This is a genomic window from Streptodolium elevatio (assembly GCF_053592165.1).
The window spans coordinates 861104-879078 of the sequence record NZ_JBSFVE010000001.1 but is presented as its reverse complement, the minus strand read 5'-3'; the positions used below and the strand labels follow the sequence as shown (position 1 = coordinate 879078).

Genomic DNA, 17975 nt, shown 5'->3' with positions numbered 1-17975 from the left:
AAATCTTTCGCCGTCAGGAATCCGTTCGAGTGACCGAAATCATCGACACCGGTCGTTCGCGGCTGGAACGATTGATTCATGGACTATGCGCGATTCCAGGATTTCTTCCAGGCGGAGGGGCTGCGCCTGGCGGAATCGGCTGCGGCGGGACTGGACATCCCGGTCCCGTCCTGCCCGGGATGGACGGTCGCCGACGTCGTGGGGCACACCGGAACGGTGTACCTGACGGCGGCCGAGTGGCTGCGGATCGGCCACCGTCCGGACGCCCCCGACAACAGCGCGCCGAAGGGCGACGTCCTCGCCTGGTACGGCGAGGCGCTGGCCGAGCTGCGTGCCGAACTCGCCCGCCGCGACCCCGACCGTCCGGCCTTCGAGGACGACGGCGACGGGGCGGTGGGCTTTTGGTACCGGCGGCTCGCCCACGAGGCGGCGATGCACCGCACCGACATCGAGATGGCGGTGGGTGACCCCGGGCCGATCGACCTCGAACTCGCGGTCGACGGCATCGACGAGGCGCTGCGGGTGCTGCTGCCGCTGCGGTACGACGGGGGCGGGTTCGACGCCGCGGTCGGCCGTACCGTCGGCGTGCACTGCCACCACCACAACTGGCGGCTCACGCTGCACCGCGACGCGGTGGAGGTGTCCCGGTCGCCGGGCTTCACCGATGCCGCGGTACGCGGGGAACCCGGCGACCTGCTGCTGTACCTGTGGGGGCGGCGCCCGGGGACCGTCGTCTCGCGCACCGGGGACACCACCGTGCTTGCGGCGTTCCGCCGGCGCCTCGCGCTGTCGATGGTCTGACGCCGGAGGCGGGCGCCGGGGTCGGGGCGGCCTGGGTTCGGGGTCTGGGCCTGAGTCTGCGTCGGGGCCTGCGCTTGTGACTGTGTCGGGGCCTGTGCCTGTGTCTGGGCCTGTGTGTGGGCCGACGCCGTGCGAGGAAGTCGGCCGCCCGGCGGCCGGAGGGTGGCCGGGGCGGGTTAGGTTGGTGGGGTGAACCCGCGTACCCGTACCCGCGTCGTCTCGGCGGCGCTCGTCATCCTCCTGATCGCCGTCGCGATCGGCGCCGCGCTGAGCTGACGCCCGACGGCCTGTGCCCCGGTGCTCCGGGGCCCAAGGGGCCGATGCCTGAGGTTCGATGCCTGAGGTTCGATGCCTGAGATTCAATGCCTGGGTCCGATGCCTGGTGTCCGGCCGAGCGGGTCCCGCCGAGTCGGTCCCGCCGTTGTGCCCGGCTTGACCAGTTCGTGATGCAACCGTGCGTCCCCGCCCGTCGGTAGACCGGGTGGGTGGATGAACGACGGCCCGGGACACCGCGTCCCCGGCCTCGGCACGGAGGTGGACACGGGTGGTGGCACGTACGGCTGTACCGGGCTCGGCGGCGGCCGACGAGGCTGTGGGATCATCGGTTCTTTGGCCGACCGCTCGGCCGACCCGTGATGCCGACCCGGCCGACGCCTCCGACGCCGGCCACCTCGCGTCGGATGTCGACACCGTCGTCGAGACGGTCCTCGGCCCGGGCCGGTCGCCCGACAGCGAGGGACCCGAGATGACCGAGGAGGAGTTCGACGCGTTCTACCATGCGTCGTTCTCCCGCCTGGTCCATCAGCTCTACGCGCTGACCGGGGACTTCTCCGAGGCCCAGGACGTCGTGCAGGAGGCGTTCGTCCGCGCGTGGGACCGCCGGGGGCAGTTCTTCGCCGCCGAGGCGCCCGAGGCGTGGATCCGCACGGTCGCCTGGCGGCTCGCGGTCAGCCGCTGGCGCCGCGCTCGCCGCGGCTGGGACCTCCTGCGCCGCAACCACGTCGAGCAGCCGGTCGCCGGACCCGACCCCAATCACGCCGCTCTCGTCGCCGCCCTCCGGAAGCTGCCCGAGGCGCAGCGGCAGGCCATCGTGCTGCACCACCTGTGCGACATGACGGTCGATCAGATAGCCGCCGAGGCCGACGTGCCCAGCGGAACCGTCAAGGCCCGCCTCGCGCGCGGCCGGGCGGCACTCGCAAAAATCCTCGGTGACCGCGAGGGCGAGGGGGAGGAGCATCGTGCGCGTTCGTGACGGCCTCCGTGCCGGACACCGCGGTGCCCGCCGATACCGCCCCGCCCCCGCGGCACCGGAAGGAGTGGTACGCCTTGCCCACGCCTGACGACCACCTCCAGGATCCGCAGCTCGCACGTGCGCTGCGGGACCTAGACCTGCCGGGCCCCGTCGTACCGTCCCTGACGGCGGACGAGGTGCGCCGCAAGGGGACGCGCCGCCGCTCCCGCAGGCACGCGGCGTGGGCGGGTTCCGGGCTGGTCGCGGCGGCGTTGGTCGGCGCGTTGGTGATGGGGCCGCTGACCCCGGACCGCAGCGGCCGGGGCCCTACTTCGGCGGCCGCCTCCCCGGAGCAGGTCGCCGACCCGCCGGCGCCGACGGCGGCACAAACACCGCAGACGGCGCCCGCGTCGCCTGAGACGACGACCGGGGACCCCACGCTGAAGGCGGCCACGCCGCCCGTGGCGACGCTCGACATCGGCGGCATGACCCTGACCACACACGCCGAGAACGGTGCCTTGCGGGGCTACTGGTTCGACGTGTACATCAGCGGTACGGCGTTCGACCAGTTCGCCAAGAACCCGCTGACGCTCCAGATCACCGGGCTGTACCGGACGCTGGACCTGGCCGGCTACGGCGCGGAGCTGGGCAAGGACACCGCGGTCGCGGTGCCGTGGGTGGTCACCGCGTCGGCCACGGACGGCACCGAGGTCTACATCGGTTCGCCGCCCGTCTGCATGGCGACCGCGGCCAAGTGCCCCGCGGACCAGAACCGGCAGGGACTGATCGGCCTGTTCGGAGAGGAACGGGCCAAGCAGTTCTACGACTCGGTCCGGTTCGGCGACCGCATCGAAGTGATCGGCGTGTACGGCAAGGGCCCCGTCACCACGACGGACTCCGACGCGCGCGGCAAGAACGAGCCGCGGGCCACCACCCCGTCGGCCACCGGCCGGGCCGAGACCGCGGCGCCGACGACCATCCGGCCGACCCGGTCCGGAACGCCGGGCGAGCCGGCGGAGCCGACCGGGGTGCCGGGCACCGGCTCGCCCACCGCGACCGCCGCACCGAGCACGTCCTTTCCCTCGGGATCGCCGCCGCCGAAGCCGACGGGCGGCGCGTCGGGCGCCCCGCCTGCCGTCTGATTCGGTTGTCGGGTCTGGTCGTCCGGCCTGGTTGTCGGGCCTGGTGTCGGGCCTGATTATCCGGCTCGAGTGCCAGGCCCTGCTTGTCCGGCCTGGTGTCCGGATTGCGCGCCCTGCTGTGGTCGTTCGGCTCGGTTGTCCGGGCCGGTCGTCCGGGCCGGTGCGGTCGGACACGGGCGTACCGAATTCCACCGCACACCCCCGACTCCTGGCACTGTTTCCGGTATGAAGTTCCGCGTACCACCGCTGGTCGTGCTCGTCGCGGCGGCTGCCCTGCTGACGCCGGGTGCCGCGCTTCCCGCGTCCGCCGCGCCGGCCGCCCAGGACCCCGACGTGGTGACGATCCGGGACGACCGCATCACCGAATCCAGCGGCCTGATCGCGAGCACGCAGCACCCCGGCGTCTACTGGACCCACAACGACAGTGGCGACGAGCCGCGCGTATTCGCGATCGGCGCGGACGGCACGACCAAGGCCGTGCTGACGCTGCAGGGCGTCACGCCGCGCGACTGGGAGGCCGTCTCGATCGGCAAGGACGAGGCCGGCCGGCCCGCGCTGTTCATCGGCGACATCGGCGACAACCTCAAGGGCAAGTGGTCCGAGGTGTGGATCTACCGGATCCCCGAACCGGCCGAGCTCAAGGACGCCACCGTGAAGCCGGTGAAGTACCGGCTGACGTACGAGGACGGCCCGCGCGACGCCGAGGCACTGCTGATCGACCCGCGCACCAACAAGATCTTCATCGCCAGCAAGGAGAACGACGGCCGCCTGTACGAGCAGCCCGCCACCTTGTCGACGACCGCCGTCAACATCTTCAACCGCGTCGGGTCCGCACCTGCCACGGTCACCGACGGCGCCTTCGCACCCGACGGAACCCGCTTCGTGCTGCGCAGCTACATGGTCGCGACGATGTTCTCGGCGCCGGGCAAGGAACTCGACAGCGTGTACGTGCCGGTGCAACTGGGCGGCCTGCAGGGCGAGTCCGCGAGTTTCACCGCCGACGGGCGCGCGGTCCTGTTCGGCCACGAGGGAGCGGACAGCACCATCAGCCGGGTCGAACTGGACGGCCGCAACCGGCCGGAGTCGGTCGCGGCGGCCGCCGACACGAAGCCGGGCGGGCCGCAGGGCGCGCAGGGCGACGCGGCACCTCTCGGCGGCGGCGACCCGGAGGGGGACGCGGGCAAGGAGAAGAACGAGGCGTACGGGCCGGGCTTCCTGGCCGTGCTGCTCATCGTCCTCACCGTCTACGGCTACATCAAGCTGCGTGGCCGACGGTCGGGTTCGTCGTGACCGGGCGCGCCCGCGCGGTGGGCCGTCCGCTCAGCACCAGGGCGGGCACGGCAAGCAGCAGGAAGACCGGGATCATCGCGAACGCCTTCCACGTGTCCAACGTGTCGGCGAGCAGCCCGAGCAGGAACGGCGCGCCGCCCGCGGCGAGCGCGGTGGCCAGCGCGGACCGCGACGCGGCCAGGTCGGTGCGGCCCTCGGCGGCCTCCATTGAACGGGCCATGGCCAGGGGGAACTGCACCGACATGCCGAGGCCCGCCACGAACAGCCCGGTGAAGGACAGCCAAGCGGTGGTGCTCAGCCACAGCGCGGCGAAGCCCGCGGCGTTGACGGCGAGCGCGACCGCGTAGAGGCGGCCGACGGGAAAGCGCAGGACGAGCCGCCCGCCCACTATCCGGCCGAGGCACAGGCCCGCGACGACGGCGGTCATCGCGGTCGCGGCGGCGCCCTCGGACAAACCGGCCCGGTCTTCCAGCAGGTCGGATGCCCACAGGGACAGCGAGAACTCGACCGAGACGAGGCAGACGATCAGCAGCCAGGCCCACCAGTAACGGGCGGGGAGGCGGTCGTCGCGGGGGCTTGGGCGGGTCCGCTGTGCCGGGATGCGCGGCGTGGCCGGAGTGCGCGGAGTGTGTGTCGCGGGTGCGGCGTCAGCGGTATCGGCGGTGTGGGCGCTCTGAGCGGTGTGGGCAATGTCAGCGGCAGGCAGGGAGTCTGTGGCGGGCGGCGTGTCCGCCGGGGGTGGCGTCTCGGTGGTGGGCTGCGTCTCGGTGTTGGCCGGAGTCTTGGTGGTGGGTGGCGCGTCGGCGGTGGGCGGGGTGTCGGTGGTGGGCGGGGCCGTCGACTTCGCCGGGTCGTGGCGGTAGTGGCCCGGTATTCGGGTGCTCCGGAACACCGCGTACAGCGTCGCGATCAGGACCGGCGCGGCCAGCATGCCGTAGCGCCAGCCGAGCCCCGACGCCTGGGCGCCGCCGATCGCCAGCGGGGCGATCATGCCGACGGCGGCCCCGATGCCGTGCGCCTCGCTCAACGCCCCCGGCCCCGCCACCGCCCCGTGGTGGTCCACGATCGCCGCGGCGGCCAGGTTCACCACCGCGAACCCGCCGAGGCCGCACAGCAGCGCGCCGGCCAGGGTGAGGGCGAGCCAGGGGCTGAGCGCGTACATGAGCACGCCTGCGGCGAGCAGCGTGAATCCGCCCCACAGCGCGGGACCGCGGCCCCACCACAGCACCGGGCGGCTGCCGAGCGCACCGACGATCGCGCCTCCGGCGGCGTACGCCGTGCTGTGCAGGCCCGCGACCGCCTTGCTCACCTCCAGGTCGTCGCCGAGCAGCGGGACCGAAGGGCCGAAGCAGTAAAGGAAGTACGCGAAGACCGCGGTCTGCAGGTAGAGCAGCCAGGTCGCACGGTCGCGGGTGAGCCGGACCGGTCCCGCGGCAGGGGAGGTCGGCGTCGCCGAGGCGGCCGTTTCGGGGGGATTCACCCGATGAGGTTACTCGGCGCAGATGACGGAGCCCTCCCCGCACGGGGAGGGCTCCGTCATGCTCCGTGTCGTCGGCCGGCGCGCCGGATGGCGTTGGTTGGCGCGTCGGCCTGCGTCGGCTGTCGCCGGGTTTCGCTGGGTGACGTCGGGTGTCGCTGGATGACGTCGGGTGTCGCCGGGTTTTGCTGGGTTTTGCTGGGTCACGTCGGGTGTCGCCAGGTCAGCCCAGCTTCTCCACGACGTAGTCGATGCACGCGGTCAGCGCCTCGACGTCGGCCGGGTCGACGGCCGGGAACATCGCGACGCGCAGCTGGTTGCGGCCCAGCTTGCGGTACGGCTCGGTGTCGACGATGCCGTTGGCGCGCAGCACCTTGGCGATCGCCGCGGCGTCGATGCCCTCGGCGAAGTCGATCGTGCCGATGACCTGCGAGCGCTGCGCGGGGTCGGTGACGAACGGCGTCGCGTACGCCGACTTCTCCGCCCACGTGTACAGGCGCGACGACGAGTCGGCCGTACGCGCGACCGACCACTCCAGGCCGCCCTGCCCGTTGATCCACTCCAGCTGGTCGGCCAGCAGGAAAAGGGTCGCGAGCGCGGGGGTGTTGTAGGTCTGGTCCTTCGACGAGTTGTCGATCGCCGTCGGCAGGCTGAAGAACGGCGGGATGTAGCGGTCGGTCGCGGCGATCCGCGCCGCGCGGTCGAGCGCGGCGGGGGAGAAGGCCGCGATCCACAGTCCGCCGTCGGACGCGAAGCACTTCTGCGGGGCGAAGTAGTAGACGTCGAACTCCCGAGCGTCGACCGGCAGGCCGCCCGCACCCGAGGTCGCGTCGACCAGCACGAGGGAGCCCTCGTCGGCGCCCTCGACCCGCTTGATCGGCATCGCCACGCCGGTCGAGGTCTCGTTGTGGGTCAGGCCGTACACGTCCACGCCCGCCTCGGCGACGGGCAGCGGGTGGGTGCCGGGCTCGGACTTGACGACGCTCGGCTCGTCCAGCCACGGCGCCGCCTTGACGGACGACGCGAACTTGCTGGAGAACTCGCCGAACGACAGGTGCTGCGACTTGCGTTCGACCAGGCCGAACGCGGCGATGTCCCAGAACGCGGTGGAGCCGCCGTTGCCGAGCACCACCTCGTAGTCGCCGGGCAGGCGGAACAGGTCACGGACACCCTGGCGGACCCGGCGCACCACGTTCTTCACGGGTGCCTGCCGGTGCGAGGTGCCGAGCAGGGACGTGCCGGTCGCCGCGAGGGCACTCAGCGCCTCGGGGCGCACCTTGGACGGGCCCGCGCCGAACCGGCCGTCGACGGGCTTGAGCTCTTCGGGAATCTGGATCTCGGCCACCCGGCGAGGGTAGCCCGGGGTCGGTCACGAGAACGTCAAAATCCACGAAGTGAGACGATCCGGACCACAATGCGGTCGTGATCACGACAGTAGGTGAGACGACAGTAATCCGGGCGGAGTAGCCAGGGAGGGGCAGATAGGCGCGACCTCTTCCCCTTTCCGCCCTTTCCTCCCGCCTGACCCTTCGATATCTCGGGAACGTTCGCGGCCGATCAACGGTGCCGACGTCGACCTCGATCCACCCGAAGCAACGTAGAGCGCAGTGCGTTCGACGCCACGTTCGACGACGGCGACAGCGCTGACGTGCGACGGCATCACGCCACACAACCCGATGAACGCCGTGACGCGGTCACTCCCACACCCAACGCCCACACACCCAGTAACTCATCAACGACAGCGGCGGGAGGGGGTCCCGCCGCGCAAGGGTCTGTCGGTGGTGGGGTTCGGTGTGGGGGTGCCGGCGGGTTGTCGGGTTTGGGCGGCAGCGACAGCGGTGGCATGTGGTCCCGGGTGCGGGGCGTGTCGGTGGTGGGGATTGGCGTAGGGGTGCCGGTGGGTTGTCAGACTTGGGGGTGTGTCTGAACTTGACCACGGCGCCGAATCGGCGCGGCTGCGTGACGTGCTCGCTCGCGAGTTGCGCTCGCGCGTGCGCGGCGGTGTCCGCTTCGACGCACAGGCGCGGGCGCTGCACTCGATGGACGCGTCCAACCACCGCCACGTGCCGCCCGGCGTGGTCACCCCGGCCGACACCGAGGACCTGGTCGCCGCCGTCGCGGTCTGCCACGAACGTGGCGCCCCGGTCACCCTGCGCGGCGGCGGCACCAGCATCGCCGGGCAGGCCACCGGCACCGGTGTCGTCCTCGACACTTCGCGCCACCTCACCGCGATCGAGTCCCTCGACGTGGATGCCCGCATCGCGGTCGTGCAGCCCGGTGTGGTTCTCGACGACCTCAGGGCCGCGGCCGCACCGTTCGGGCTGACCTTCGGCCCCGACCCCTCGACGCACAGCCGCTGCACGCTCGGCGGCATGATCGGCAACGATGCCTGCGGGGCGCACTCCGTCGCGTGGGGGCGTACCTCCGCCAATGTCGCGTGGCTCGACGTGTTGACCCCGGACGGCGTCCGCATGCGCGTCGGACCGGGCGACGCCGTCCTCCCCGAACCGGGCTCCGAGGTCGGCGCGGAACGCATCCGCGCCGATCTCCACGCCCTCGCCGACGACCATCTCGCGCTGATCCGCCGGGGGTTCGCCCCGCTCCCGCGCCGCGTGTCCGGGTACGCGCTGGACTGCCTCCTCCCCGAGAACGGCCGCGACCTGGCCCGCTCGCTGGTCGGCAGTGAAGGGACCTGCGCCGTCGTGCTGCGGGCCGGCGTACGCCTTGTCGAGGCGCCCCGCTTCCGGGCCCTCGCCGTCCTGGGGTTCGCCGACGACATCGCCGCGGCGGAAGCCGCGCCCGCGCTGCTGCCGTACGGGCCGCTCACCGTGGAGAGCCTCAGCGCCACGCTCGTCGGGCTCGCCCGCTCCTCGCGTGGCGTACGCCTTCCGGACGGCGCCGCCTGGCTGTTCGTCGAGACCGGCGGTGCCACCGCGGACGAGGCGGTGGAACGGGCGCGTACGGTCGCCGCCGAGGTGGCGCCACAGGCGTTCCGCGTGGTGTCCGATCCTGCCGAGCAACGCGCGCTGTGGCGCATCCGCGAGGAGGCGTCCGGGACCGCGACCCGCATGGCGGACGGGTCGGAGGCGTGGCCGGGGTGGGAGGACACCGCCGTGCCGCCCGAGCGCCTCGCCGAATACCTTCGGGAACTACAAGCCTTGATGGGGCAGTTCGGTTTGCGCGGGCTCCCGTACGGACACTTCGGCGAGGGGTGCGTGCACATCCGCTTCGACTTCGACCTGCTGGGCACCGAGGGCATCGCCGCGTACCGCTCGTTCGCCATCGAACTCGCGGACCTTGTCACCGGGTTCGGCGGGTCGTTGTCCGGCGAGCACGGCGACGGCCAGGCCCGCGCCGAGCTGCTGCCCCGAATGTACGGCCCGGAACTCGTCGACCTGTTCGGCCGCTTCAAGGCCGTATGGGATCCGCACGGCCGGATGAACCCCGGCATGCTGGTCCGCCCCCGTCCGCTCGACGGCGACCTCCGCTTCACCGGTATGCCCCGGCAGCCGGTGCCGGTCGCCTTCGGATACCCGCACGACCACGGAGACTTCGCGGCGGCGGTCCGCCGTTGCGTAGGTGTGGGCAAGTGCCGTGAGACGACGGCGAATTCCTCGGCCGGGGTGATGTGCCCGTCGTTCCGGGCGACGGGCGAGGAGAAGGACTCGACGCGCGGCCGCGCCCGGCTGCTGCACGAGATGCTCATCGGCGACGTGGTGCGGGACGGCTGGCGTTCCGAGGAGGTACGCGACGCTCTCGACCTGTGCCTGTCCTGCAAGGGCTGCCGCAGCGACTGCCCGGTGGGCGTCGACATGGCCACGTACAAGGCGGAGTTCCTGCACCACCACTACGAGGGCCGCGTGCGTCCCCGTGCCCACTACGCGCTGGGCGGCCTGCCGTGGTGGTCGGCGGTGGCGACCTCCGTTCCCGGTCTTGCCGCGCTCGCGAACGCGGTCGGGTCACGTCAGACGCTCAAACGCGCCGCTTTGCGCTTCGCGGGCTTGGAACCCGAGCGCCCGCTGCCGGAGTTCGCCGCCACTTCCTTCACCCGCGCATGGCGCGCACGCCGTCCAGCCGATGACCGACGGGCCGAAATCGCCGCCGGGGGAACGCGCGTGGTGCTCTGGCCCGACACCTTCACGAACCGGTTCGCTCCGCAGATCGCCTGGTCGGCGGTACGCGTCCTGGAGTCCGCGGGACTGACCGTGCTCGTCCCACCCAAGTCCGTGTGCTGCGGCCTGACCTGGGTGTCGACGGGCCAACTCGACGTCGCACGTGGCGTCATGCGCCGTACGCTCGTCACCCTGCGCCCCGCCCTGGACGCGGGCCTGCCCGTCGTCGGCCTGGAGCCCTCCTGCACGGCGGCGCTTCGTACCGATGTCCCCGAACTCCTCGGTGCGGAGGCCGCCGCGTTGCCCGGGACCGTCAAGACGTTCGCCCAGGCCCTGGAGGAACTGGCGCCGAACTGGTCGCCACCTCGCATCGACCGGCCTGTCACGGGCCAACTCCACTGCCACCAGCACGCGGTCCTCGGCGACGGCCCGGACCGGCGCCTCCGCGAACTGGCCGGACTCACCGGGGCTCTGGCGGACGGTTGCTGCGGACTCGCCGGGAACTTCGGCTACGAACCGGGCCACGACGCCGTCGCCACACGCATCGCGGAGGAACGCCTTCTCCCGGCCCTCCACGCCGCGCCGCCCGACGCCGTGCCCCTCGCCGACGGCTTCAGCTGCCGCACCCAGATCGCCCGCCACACCGCCCTGAGGCCCCGCCACCTCGCCGAAGTCCTCGCCCAGGCACTCCCGGCCGCCGGGGACCGGGCCACGGAAAGCCGAACGCAACGCTGATGCCCGCGAGTTCGTCGCCAAGGTCGTGCGCCCGGGGCGCGCCGCGACGGGCCCCGGGGGTGCTTTTTTCGGCCTACGACCGTCGTGCCGCGCGCGGTCAGGCGCGGCGGCGGTGGACGGCGAAGGCGACGCCGCCGCCCGCAAGGATCAGCGCCGCGGCACCGGCGCCGATCAGAGTCGTGCTGTTGTCGTCGCCGCCAGTGTCGGCAAGTACGGGGGCGGGGGAAGGAGCGGAGGGGACGGGCTGGGGAGTGTCGGTCGGCCGGGGGCCGGCGGAGCCGCTGGGAGTCGGCGACGGGCCGGGCGAGGAGTCGGTGGTCACGATGGCGAACTTCTCGCGCTCGCCGCAGAATTCCGCGATCGGAGCCGGCTCTTCCGCGGTGGTGTCGAGGACGTCCGCGGCCAGGTAGGTGACGCCGCCTAGTGCTGTGACCGGAAAGGTTCACCGGTTCCCGGCGCCCGGCACCCCGCCTCGCTGCGTTGCAGACCCTCGCGAGTACGACCGAGTACGAGCTTCGGGCCTGCGCCTTGCGATGCACGGCACCGAACACCGGGAACCGGCAAACCTTCCCGGCCACAGCACTAGCGGCGGGATGAGGGTTCCCTAGGAAGGGATGTGTGCGGCCGACTCGGCGTCAGTCACACGGGCCGCCCGGTGGCGGCGCGCAGCGCGCGCGTCGGCGACGCCGGGGTACGCGCGTCGGCGGCCCGGCACCTGGTAGGTCGTGTCCGCACGCTGGTTCGAGGCGTGCGGCAGCGGCAGTCCGCGGGCACGCGCCCGCGACTGGAAAGTCCAACATGGTTCCCCCCAATGTGAACGCAGTGATGCTACAGGGGCTGTTGCGTTCACGCCGGGTTCTGGGGGCAGCTGGGCTTGGTGCCGATGACGACTGTTGCGTCCAGGTCTTCGCAGGCGAGTACTTCGACGTTGAGGCCGTTGGCGTCGAACGCCCGTGCCGTATAAGGCGCTTGACGTTCGCTCGTCTCGACCAGTAGGCGTCCGCCGGGGGCCAGCCAAACGGGCGCGGCCTCGGCCACGCGGCGCTGGATGTCGAGGCCGTCCGTGCCGCCGTCGAGTGCCGCGCGCGGCTCGTGGTCGCGGGCCTCGGGAGGCAGAAGCTCTATTGCGTGTGTGGGGACGTACGGTGCGTTGGCGAGCAGGATGTCGACGCGGCCCAGCAGGTCGGCGGGAAGGGCCTCGTACAGGTCCCCTTCGTGGACCTGGCCGCCCGCGGCCGCGAGGTTGCGCCGGGCGCAGCGGACCGCGGCCGGGTCGATGTCGGCCGCGTGCAGGTCGACGCCGGTGACGAGTGCGGCAAGCGCCGCGCCGAGCGCGCCCGAGCCGCAGCAGAGGTCGACGCCCACCGTACGCGGGGACGCGAGCACCGCAGTGCCGCCACCGCCGGTACGCGTGCGCCGCGCGGCCTCGCCGGACGCGTCGGCGGCGTCCGCCGACTCGTGCGTGAGCGCCGCCGCGATGTGCACCAGGAACTCCGTCCGGCGGCGCGGTACGAACACGCCCGGCTCGACGGCGATGCGCAGGCCGCAGAACTCCGCCCAGCCGAGGACGTGTTCGAGCGGATGCCCGGCGACCCGGCGGGCGACCAGGGCGGCGAGTTCGTCGGCGGAGCGGGATGCGGAGACGAGCAGTTGGGCCTCGTCCTCGGCGAACACACACCCGGCCGACCGCAGCGTGGTCACGACGGCGGACAGCGCGGCGGGTGTAGCGGGCGGGGCGGGGAGAGGCGGCGCGGGGACGGGGCGAACGTGCGGTGGAACCGGCATGAGGGCCTTTCGGGATGCCGAAGGGTGCCCTCGCGATCGCGTCGTCAGAACGCAGCGATGGTGCGTCCGTGAGGTGAGGACACCCAGCCTGCTGAAGCGGTAATGGGTCTCACCTCCTCGGTCGAAGCCGTCGCCCGGTCGATTCCGGACGGGCCAAGATTACCCCAGCACCCGGGCCCGGCGGTGCCCGGCCGCCGGGCGCGACCGCCGGCGGTTCAGCCGCAGCCGAATACGCGCGTGATGTCGATGACGGTGCCCTTCTTCACCCGGGCGCCCTCGGCGGGAGTGAACTCCCAGACGCGGCAGTAACTGTACGTCCCGCCTTCGTCGTACCCGGCACCGTTGTACATCGGCTCAAGGGCCAGTCCCGCCGCCCGTACGGCCGCCCGCGCGTCCCGCACGTATAGGTCGCGGATCTTCGGGACCACCGTCATGGTGTCGTCGGCCTTCGCGACCGTCACCGTCACCTGCGAGCCCCGCCGGGCGAGCGCACCCGCCCCGGGATTGGCCCGCAGCACCGTGCCGGCCGCCTTGGCGGAGACCTCTTCGGTCCGTGCCACGGAGAAGCCCTGGGCGGCGAGCCGGGACGCCGCGTCGGCGTACGCGAGGCCGACCACGTTCGGCACGGTCGCCTGGGGCGTTGCCGGTGCGGGGTCCACGGGAGGCGCGGGCGCCGTCGGCGGGGTCGTCGATGCCGCTGTCGTGGCCTTGGGCGGCGTCGTGGACGGCGTTCCCGACGCCGGCGCCGTTGTCCGGCCGGCCGCCGTCGTCGTCGTCGCCGTGGGTGTGGCCGGGGGCGTCGCGGACGCATTCGGAGCGGGGCTGCCCGTGGATGTCGCGGCCGGATCCCCGGAGCCGGCATCTGTGGGTGACGTCGCGGCCGGAGACGAGGAACCGGATGCCCCTGCCGCGGACACCGGCTTCGTACCGTCGTCGGATCCCGCCACCGCGAGCCCCGCGACGACGGCCACCACCACGGTCAACGCCACGGCTGCCGCGACTCCGACCTTGCGCGCCCGGCGATTCCCGCCACCGCCGCTGCCGGACCCGCCATGACCGGACCCGCCACGACCGCCGCCGCGTCGCCGGCTGCCGGCGCGCCGGGACGGCGTGGGGCCCGCCACCGCTTCCTCGGGCTCCCCGGGCAGCGTGAGTTCCCCAGGCTCACCAGGCTCCCCGGACCGCCCAGGCCTTCCGGACTCCCCAGGCACTCGGGGCTCCCCGAACGCGACGGTCTCGCCGGTCTCCTCGTACGGCTCCCACGGTTCCCGCATGCCCGTTCTCCCCTGCCATCTGCGAACCGAGGTCGAGCCGCAGCTGAGGAAGACCCCGAACTCCCGTGAAAGGCCCGGGAGTCACGGCGGGCCGCACGTCGCGTGCGCAGCCCACGCCATCGTAGGTTCGCTCCGGTCCACGGGCCGTCGAGCCGCCCGATCACGAGGCATCGCAGCCGGATCGCGCGAGAGAGGCGTGGCTTCCGCGCGGAGCCGGCCGACTCGTGTCAGGCCATTTCGGGTACGTGGCGTCGGGCCCGGAGGGCGAAGCGGAGGCTGAGCACGGTCTCCGGGTCGTCCAGGTCCGTGCCGAGCAACTGCCCGATCCGGGCGATGCGGTCGTACAGGGTCTGGCGGTTCAGGTGCAGGTCCCGTGCCGTCTCGGCCTTGCGGCCCGCGTGCGTGAGGTACGCCTCCAACGTCGGCAGCAGCGGCTGCCGGGCCGTCCTGTCGTGTTCGAGCAGCGGGCCGACCGCACGCCGGACGAACGCCGCGAGGTCCGCGTGTTCGCGCATGCGCCACAGCAGCAGCTCGATGTCGAGCCGGCGCGCGTCGTACCACGGCTGTTCGGCGAGCCCGCGCGCCGCGGAGGCCGCCTCGGCGGCGTGCCGGAGTCCCGGTCCGGCGGCCGCCCAGGGCCCGGCCGCGCCGACCACCACGACGGGCGGCTGCGGACCGGGGGCGAGCCCCGCGCGGCCGAGCCCCGTGCGGAGCGCGGACGCGACGCGGTCCGCCACGGCCACGCGTTCGCCCGCCGTACGCAGTCCGAGCAGCAGTGCCAGGCGGCATTCGACGGGGCGTACGCCGAGCAGCACCGGCAGTCCCAGCGCGGAGAGTTCCTCCTGCACCGCCCGGGCGATCGGGGCCCAGTCCGCGCCGCCCACGACGCCGATCCCGCCCCGGACGCCGCTCATGGCCCGGACGCCGCCCATGGCCCCGACACCGCCCACCCCGCCGACCCCGCCGACGCCTCCTTCACCGCGGCTGTCGGCCCCGAGCCGCACGACGACCGGCAGCAGCGGACCGGTGTCGTGGCCGAAGCCCAGCACGCGCGCCTGGCGCGCCGCGTCCTCCTCGGCGATCCGGCCCTCGGCCAGGTCGCTGAGGAAGTCGCCGCGTCCGCGCGCGGCCAACTCCTCCTCGTGGCGGGCCTGCCGCAACGCGACGGCGAGCAGTCCCGCCGCGTGGTCCATGACGATGCGTCCGACCGCGGGCAGCGGGCCGTGGACGGGCAGGACGACGAGACGGCCGCGTACCGCCTGGTCCGAGGATCCGCCCTGGGCCGGGCTGCCGGCCGGGACGTCGACGATCAGTGCGGTGCCCGACGACGCACCGGCGGCGCCGTTCGTACGGCCGCCGCGCAGTCCCGCCCAGGCGTCGATGGGGTCGGTGTCGCTCGCCGCCGCGGCGCCGCGCTGCGCGTACAGCAGCCGACCGTCGGCGTCCTCCAGGTAGACGGGGTTGCCGACGCGCTCGGCGAGCAGCGCGAGCACCTCGGGTACGCCGCCTCCGCCGAGCAGGATCTCGGTGCATCGGCGGTGCACCTCCTCGCCTTGCCGCAGAAGTGCGTAGTGGCCGTTGACGATCTCGGTGTGGATCGCCTCGGTGACTGCGACAAAAGGGACTTCACGGTGCAATTGGATCAGCGGGAGGTCGCGAATACGCGCCGCCTCGACCATCGCCGCGGGCAGCACGTCGAAGCGCTGGCCGAGTTCGACCACCAGCGCGGCGATGCCCCGGTCGGCGAGCTGGGCGACGAAACGGCGCTGGTCGGCGGGCTTGGGGCCGATCGCAAGGCCGGTGGTCAGCAGTAGTTCGGCCCCACGCAGCAGCGACGCGATGTTGGGCACCTCGCCGGTGTGCACCCAGCGGATCGGCCGGTCCAGGCCGTCCGGCGCGGCGACCACCTCGGGCAGCCCCCGGCGCAGCGGCGGCAGTTCGAGGGCCTGGCGCACGGTGATGCCGGCGACGGACGACGATCCGGCGGCCGCCCCGGCCCCGGACGCGTGTGCGGAACCGAGCCCGGATGCATGTCCGGAACCGAGCCCGGTCCCGTGTCCGGAACCAGCCCCGGGCGCGGGCGTTGTTGCGGGGGCGGTCGTACCGGCGACGCTGAGTAGCCTGCCGCTGGAGTCCATTTGCGGCACGCTACCGGCCGGCCGGCGGTTTGTGGATCACGGGAGCGTTTCGGACCCCGCACACCGTCGCCTTGCCCCGACACTACGTCGCCCTGGCACGTGGAACGCCTGACCTGCTGTCGGTTGTAGGAGAACGCGTTCCGCATCCAAGCTGACGGCCCGTCGGTACGCGGTGCCGCCACGCACCCCGTCCGCGTCAATCCCTGCGTCGTCCCCGGCGCGCTCCCTTGTGAAGGAGGTGGCATGACCACGGTCAGCAGCACCGACGGCCCCGGAACCCCCGGCGCCGACGGCCCCGGCGCCGACGGCCCCGGCGCCGAAGCCCCCGGAGCCGAAGGCCCCGGCGAGGTCAACCGGCTGAAGGCGAACTCGGTCGGCCTCGTCGGCGTCGTCTTCATGGCCGTCGCCACGGCGGCCCCGATCACCGCGATGACGGGCAACCTGCCTGTGATCGCGGGCAAGGGCGGCAACGGCCTCGGCGCGCCCGCCGCGTACATCATCGCGACGCTGGTCCTGACCGTCTTCTCGGTCGGCTACGTGACGATGGCCAAGCACATCACCGCGGCCGGCGCGTTCTACGGCTTCATCTCGCACGGTCTCGGGCGCGTGACGGGCATGGCGGCGGGCCTGATCGCGGTCATGGCGTACATCGTCTTCGAGGCGTCGATCCTGGGCTTCTTCGCGAACGCCCTGCACGGCCTGGTCGACGAGCAGTTCGGCGTCGACGTCCACTGGGGCGTCTTCGCGTTCCTCGGCATCGCCGCCATCGGCTGTCTCGGCTACTTCGACATCCACCTCACCGCCAAGGTGCTCGGCGTCGCGCTGGTCCTGGAGATCGCCGTGCTGAGCGCGGTGTCGCTCGCGGTGCTGTTCACCGGCGGCGGCCCGGACGGCTTCCTCGCGGGGGACGCGCTCAACCCGCTCAACGGCATCAAGGGCGCCGACGGCACGATCGGGGCCGCGGCCGGCTTCGGCCTGTTCTTCGCCTTCTGGTCTTGGGTCGGCTTCGAGTCCACCGCGATGTACGGCGAGGAGTCCCGCGACCCCAAGCGCGTCGTGCCGCGCGCGACCCTCATCTCGGTCGTCGGCGTCGGCCTGTTCTACGTGTTCGTGTCCTGGATGATGGTCTCCGCCGAAGGACGCGGCGTCGTCGAGGACGGCAGCGGCCTGTTCTACAACCCGCTCGGCGACCACTTCGGGGGCTGGGCCGTGGACGTCTTCCAGTGGCTCATCGTCACCGGCTCGTTCGCCTGCGCCATGGCGTTCCACCAGTGCGCGTCGCGCTACCTGTACGCGATCGGCCGCGAGGGCTTCATCCACAAGGCCCTCGGCAGGACGCACCCGTCGTACGGCTCCCCGCACATCGCCTCGATCGTGCAGACCTGCCTGACGATCGCGATCGTCAGCGGCTTCCTGCTGGCCGACCAGGACCCGGTCGTGCACATGTACGGACTGCTCGCGCTGCTCGGCACGATGGCCATCCTCATCGTGCAGACCCTGTGCTCGTTCGCGACCGTCGGCTACTTCCACGTGCAGGGCAAGCACCCCGAGAGCAAGCACCCGGTCAAGACGCTGATCGCGCCGATCGTGGCCGGGGTCGCGATGATCGGCGTGGTGTTCCTTCTGGTGTCGAACCTGGAGGATGCGGCGGGCGCGGCGTCGACCAGCCTCCTGTTCGACCTCATCCCGTGGATCGTCGGCGTCCTGTTCGTGGCCGGCATCGGGTTGGCGCTGTACATGAAGAACGCGCGCCCTGAGGCGTACGAACGCATGGGCCGCATCATCCTCGAGGACGCCGGGGAGCGCGACGCACGGCCCGACGTGCCCGCCCAGACCACCGGCAACGCGAAAGCCGACATCTCCTGACCCTGATCCTGACTCTGACCCTGACCCTGACCCTGACCTGGCCGAACAACCCCCGTCCGCAGCGCCCTTGACTGCACGTCAGGCCGACGCGTGACGCGGTCACCAAGGCCCTCGGGCCGTACGC

At 72.7% G+C, this 17975-nt stretch carries 13 protein-coding genes; 7 read left to right on the top strand and 6 right to left on the bottom strand.

Annotated features, from left to right (window positions below; all coding sequences use genetic code 11):
- Positions 1 to 78 precede the first annotated feature (78 nt).
- The 4 genes from ACWD12_RS03845 to ACWD12_RS03830 all read left to right on the top strand — a co-directional run bounded on the left by ACWD12_RS03845 (position 79) and on the right by ACWD12_RS03830 (position 4464).
- Positions 79 to 801: a maleylpyruvate isomerase family mycothiol-dependent enzyme gene (locus tag ACWD12_RS03845; protein WP_450098155.1), complete on the top strand. Its 723-nt coding sequence runs from the start codon at positions 79 to 81 to the stop codon at positions 799 to 801.
- 745 nt (positions 802 to 1546) lie between these two features.
- Positions 1547 to 2053, top strand: a complete 507-nt coding sequence (locus ACWD12_RS03840; protein ID WP_358353097.1) for a SigE family RNA polymerase sigma factor — start codon at positions 1547 to 1549, stop codon at positions 2051 to 2053.
- A gap of 74 nt (positions 2054 to 2127) precedes the next feature.
- Positions 2128 to 3174, top strand: a complete 1047-nt coding sequence (locus ACWD12_RS03835; RefSeq protein ID WP_450098154.1) for a hypothetical protein — start codon at positions 2128 to 2130, stop codon at positions 3172 to 3174.
- Positions 3175 to 3399: 225 nt separating this feature from the next.
- Positions 3400 to 4464 (top strand): hypothetical protein, encoded by a 1065-nt coding sequence (locus ACWD12_RS03830; RefSeq protein ID WP_450098153.1) that lies wholly within the window; start codon positions 3400 to 3402, stop codon positions 4462 to 4464.
- Here the strand turns inward: ACWD12_RS03830 and ACWD12_RS03825 are convergent.
- Together ACWD12_RS03825 and serC are read right to left on the bottom strand one after the other, a co-directional pair.
- Positions 4430 to 5944 (bottom strand): MFS transporter, encoded by a 1515-nt coding sequence (locus ACWD12_RS03825; RefSeq protein WP_450098152.1) that lies wholly within the window; start codon positions 5942 to 5944, stop codon positions 4430 to 4432. The genes ACWD12_RS03830 and ACWD12_RS03825 overlap by 35 nt on opposite strands.
- Positions 5945 to 6164: 220 nt before the next feature.
- On the bottom strand, positions 6165 to 7286 hold the full coding sequence (serC, locus tag ACWD12_RS03820; RefSeq protein WP_450098151.1) for a phosphoserine transaminase: 1122 nt from the start codon (positions 7284 to 7286) through the stop codon (positions 6165 to 6167).
- 574 nt (positions 7287 to 7860) lie between these two features.
- Here serC and ACWD12_RS03815 point away from each other — a divergent pair.
- Positions 7861 to 10788 (top strand): FAD-binding and (Fe-S)-binding domain-containing protein, encoded by a 2928-nt coding sequence (locus ACWD12_RS03815; RefSeq protein ID WP_450098150.1) that lies wholly within the window; start codon positions 7861 to 7863, stop codon positions 10786 to 10788.
- 97 nt (positions 10789 to 10885) lie between these two features.
- On the opposite strand, the gene ACWD12_RS03810 is transcribed toward ACWD12_RS03815, so the two are convergent.
- From ACWD12_RS03810 to ACWD12_RS03800, 3 genes are all read right to left on the bottom strand, one after another.
- Positions 10886 to 11110 (bottom strand): LAETG motif-containing sortase-dependent surface protein, encoded by a 225-nt coding sequence (locus ACWD12_RS03810; protein ID WP_450098149.1) that lies wholly within the window; start codon positions 11108 to 11110, stop codon positions 10886 to 10888.
- 524 nt (positions 11111 to 11634) lie between these two features.
- Entirely contained in the window at positions 11635 to 12573 is a 939-nt protein-coding gene (locus tag ACWD12_RS03805; RefSeq protein ID WP_450098148.1) for a putative protein N(5)-glutamine methyltransferase, read from the bottom strand.
- 215 nt (positions 12574 to 12788) lie between these two features.
- A complete protein-coding gene (locus tag ACWD12_RS03800) occupies positions 12789 to 13232 on the bottom strand; it encodes a PASTA domain-containing protein (protein ID WP_450098147.1) in 444 nt (147 codons plus the stop codon).
- A 43-nt stretch (positions 13233 to 13275) separates the two neighbouring features.
- Here ACWD12_RS03800 and ACWD12_RS03795 point away from each other — a divergent pair, with 43 nt between their 5' ends.
- The gene (locus tag ACWD12_RS03795) at positions 13276 to 13629 is read left to right on the top strand and encodes a hypothetical protein (RefSeq protein ID WP_450098146.1); all 354 of its coding nucleotides are present in this window, start codon (positions 13276 to 13278) and stop codon (positions 13627 to 13629) included.
- Between the two features lie 445 nt (positions 13630 to 14074).
- Here the strand turns inward: ACWD12_RS03795 and ACWD12_RS03790 are convergent, their stop codons facing one another.
- On the bottom strand, positions 14075 to 15985 hold the full coding sequence (locus ACWD12_RS03790; protein ID WP_450098145.1) for a PucR family transcriptional regulator: 1911 nt from the start codon (positions 15983 to 15985) through the stop codon (positions 14075 to 14077).
- A gap of 243 nt (positions 15986 to 16228) precedes the next feature.
- Between ACWD12_RS03790 and ACWD12_RS03785 the strand changes: the two genes are divergently transcribed.
- Positions 16229 to 17851: an APC family permease gene (locus ACWD12_RS03785; RefSeq protein WP_450098144.1), complete on the top strand. Its 1623-nt coding sequence runs from the start codon at positions 16229 to 16231 to the stop codon at positions 17849 to 17851.
- Positions 17852 to 17975 lie beyond the last annotated feature (124 nt).

Bases quoted from the DNA above. Each gene is read 5' to 3' on its own strand.
- ACWD12_RS03845 (WP_450098155.1), top strand. From the start codon at position 79: ATGGACTATGCGCGATTCCAGGATTTCTTCCAGGCGGAGGGGCTGCGC.
- ACWD12_RS03840 (WP_358353097.1), top strand. From the start codon at position 1,547: ATGACCGAGGAGGAGTTCGACGCGTTCTACCATGCGTCGTTCTCCCGC.
- ACWD12_RS03830 (WP_450098153.1), top strand. From the start codon at position 3,400: ATGAAGTTCCGCGTACCACCGCTGGTCGTGCTCGTCGCGGCGGCTGCC.
- ACWD12_RS03805 (WP_450098148.1), bottom strand. From the start codon at position 12,573: ATGCCGGTTCCACCGCACGTTCGCCCCGTCCCCGCGCCGCCTCTCCCC.
- ACWD12_RS03790 (WP_450098145.1), bottom strand. From the start codon at position 15,985: ATGGACTCCAGCGGCAGGCTACTCAGCGTCGCCGGTACGACCGCCCCC.
- ACWD12_RS03785 (WP_450098144.1), top strand. From the start codon at position 16,229: ATGACCACGGTCAGCAGCACCGACGGCCCCGGAACCCCCGGCGCCGAC.